This window comes from Ideonella sp. P3_A4, assembly GCF_056403075.1.
On record NZ_JBFUGE010000773.1, the window covers coordinates 1 to 2,536 of the forward strand.

Annotated in this window: 4 protein-coding genes; 2 read left to right on the forward strand and 2 right to left on the reverse strand. The window is 71.4% G+C overall.

What is annotated here, in order from left to right:
* Both AC1DYI_RS32485 and ccmA read right to left on the reverse strand, forming a co-directional pair.
* Positions 1-378: heme exporter protein CcmB (locus AC1DYI_RS32485; protein ID WP_477208238.1), on the reverse strand; the 378-nt coding region annotated here is incomplete at its 3' end.
* A complete protein-coding gene (gene ccmA / locus AC1DYI_RS32490) occupies positions 375-1,064 on the reverse strand; it encodes a cytochrome c biogenesis heme-transporting ATPase CcmA (RefSeq protein ID WP_477208239.1) in 690 nt (229 codons plus the stop codon). The genes ccmA and AC1DYI_RS32485, both read right to left, overlap by 4 nt.
* Before the next feature lie 85 nt (positions 1,065-1,149).
* Between ccmA and nudB the strand changes: the two genes are divergently transcribed.
* Both nudB and AC1DYI_RS32500 read left to right on the forward strand, forming a co-directional pair.
* Positions 1,150-1,650, forward strand: coding sequence for a dihydroneopterin triphosphate diphosphatase (nudB, locus tag AC1DYI_RS32495; RefSeq protein WP_477208240.1), 501 nt, complete (start codon positions 1,150-1,152; stop codon positions 1,648-1,650).
* Complete coding sequence (locus AC1DYI_RS32500) at positions 1,647-2,459, forward strand: endonuclease/exonuclease/phosphatase family protein (protein ID WP_477208241.1); 813 nt, start codon at positions 1,647-1,649, stop codon at positions 2,457-2,459. The genes nudB and AC1DYI_RS32500 overlap by 4 nt, the downstream gene beginning before the upstream one ends.
* Positions 2,460-2,536 lie beyond the last annotated feature (77 nt).

The following is a 2,536-nucleotide window of genomic DNA, read 5'->3' on the forward strand; positions in this document are numbered from 1 at the left end:
GGCCAGCGGCGAGGCCAGCACCAGCGGCAAGCCGCTGACCAGCCATTGCGCGGCCACCCGTTCGGCCACCGTGCGGGTCAGTGGGCGTTGCGCGATCAGCATCTGCTCCAGCGTGCCGTCGGCGGCGTCGCCGTCGAACAGCGTGGTCAGGGTCAACRTCGTCGACAGCAGTGCGCAGGCCCAGATCACACCCGGCGCCACGCGGCGCAGCAAGGCCGGCTCAGCGCCGAGCCCGAGCGGGAACAGGCTCAAGGCCGCCGCAAAGAACGCCAGCGGCAGCAGCCAGCTGGCACGCCGGCGTGCGGCGAGCCGCAGGTCGCGTTGCCAGACGCCGATACCGGCCGCGGCGGACGAGGGCAGCGCGGTGCTGCCGTTCATACTGCCACCTCGTCGGCCCAATGCCATTGCGCCAGTGGCAGGCCGTCGCTCGGCCACGGCGCGTGGCTGGTCATCAACACGGCGCCGCCATGGGCCAGGTGCGCGCGCAACCAATGCTCGAACAGCGCGGCGCCATCGGCATCGAGCGCCTCCAGCGGCTCGTCCAGCAGCCACAGGCATGGTTCGTGGTCCAGCATCAGGCGGGCCAGCGCGGCGCGGCGCCGTTGGCCTTGCGACAGCCGAGCGACCGGCTCGTCGATGCGCCCGGCCAGGCCGACCTGCGCGAGTGCCTCGGCCACCTGCGCGCGGCTGGGCGTGGCGCCGCCCAGGCGCGCCAGCACGCCCAAGGCTTCGCCCAATTGCAGACCCGACGACAAGGCGTTGGCGTGGCCCAGGTAGCGCAACCGGGCCCGCACCTCGGGGCGCAGCGAGCGCACCGGCTCACCCTCGAACAAGGCTTCACCTTCGTCGGGTTCGCCCAGGCCGGCCAACAGGCGCAGCAGACTGGTCTTGCCGCAGCCGTTGGGACCGCGCAGCCACAGCGCCTGGCCGGCATGCAGGTCCAGCTCGACGTCGCTGAACACACGCCGGCCACCGCGCCGGCAGGCCAGCCCGTGCGCCTGCAGCCAGGCCGGGCCGGTGGCCGGCGGCACAGGGCAGGGCGGGGCGGTGTGAGCGCTGGGCATGGGGCGCATTGTCGGCGCAGCGGCGGCGCCACGGCGACCACCCGTGGCGCCGCATGGCCACGCCTTGCTGCACTACCATCGACCCATGAGCCTTGTGTCCGCGCCTGCCGACCCCCGCCCATTCAAGGTGCCCGAGTCGGTGCTGGTGGTCATCCACACACCGGCCCTGGAGGTGCTGCTGATCGAGCGCGCCGATGCGCCCGGCTTCTGGCAAAGCGTGACCGGCTCGAAAGACCTGGTCGACGAGCCGCTGGTGCTCACCTGCGCCCGCGAGGTAGCCGAAGAGACCGGCATCACGATCGGCAGCGCCGAGGTGCCCACTGAAGCGCTGATCGACTGGAACCTGGCCAACCACTACGAGATCTACCCTCGCTGGCGGCACCGCTATGCACCGGATGTGACCCACAACACCGAGCACGTCTTCGGCCTCACCGTGCCAGCCGGCACGCCGGTACGCCTGGCGCCGCGTGAGCACACGGCGTACTGCTGGTTACCCTGGCGCGAGGCCGCCGACCGCTGCTTCTCGCCGTCCAATGCCGAGGCCATCCTGCTGCTGCCACGATTCGTTGGAGTGCCGCAGACATGAACAGCCGCGTCACGCGCCCGGGTGGCCTGGGCCCCAGCACCGTCTACAGCACGCAGGTGCTGCGGGTGGCGACCTACAACATCCACAAGGGCGTGCGGGGCATGGGCCCGCGCAAGCGACTGGAGATCCATAACCTGGGCCTGGGCATCGAGGCGCTGGATGCGGACTTGGTGTTCCTGCAAGAGGTGCGCCTGTTCCATGCCCGAGAGGCGCGCCACTTCGACCAGACCCACCTCGGCTGGCCCGAGGGTGGGCAGGCCGAGTTCCTGGCGCCACAAGGCTACGAGTCGGCCTACCGCACCAATGCGGTCACGCGCCACGGCGAACATGGCAACGCCTTGTTGTCGCGCTGGCCGATCGGCGACATCGGCCACCACGACGTGTCGGACCACCGCTTCGAGCAGCGCGGCCTGCTGCATGTGCCGGTGACCTGGCAGGGCCTGAAGTTCCACGCCGTGGTGGCCCATTTCGGGTTGATCCACTCCAGTCGGGTGCGGCAGGTGCAGCGCCTGGCCGAGTTCATCGCGGCCGAGGTGCCGAACGGCGAGCCGGTGCTGGTGGCCGGCGATTTCAACGACTGGGGCGAGCGGCTGGATGCGCTGATGAGCGACGCGGGTCTGCAACGCGCCATCGCACCGGCGGGCCAGCCGGGCGCGCGCGTCACCTTCCCGTCGCGCGTGCCGGTGTTCGCGCTGGACCGTGTCTATATGCGCGGCTTTCGCTGCCTGTCGACGATGGTGCCRCGCGGCGCGGCCTGGGCCCGCATGTCCGACCATTTGCCGCTGGTGGTGGAGCTGGAGTCGGCGTGAGTGTCCGCCCCCACGCTCGCGGTGCGAGCTGCCCCCCGAGGGGGCGCTCAGTTCCCTTGGGGCGGCCCGGCGGGAAC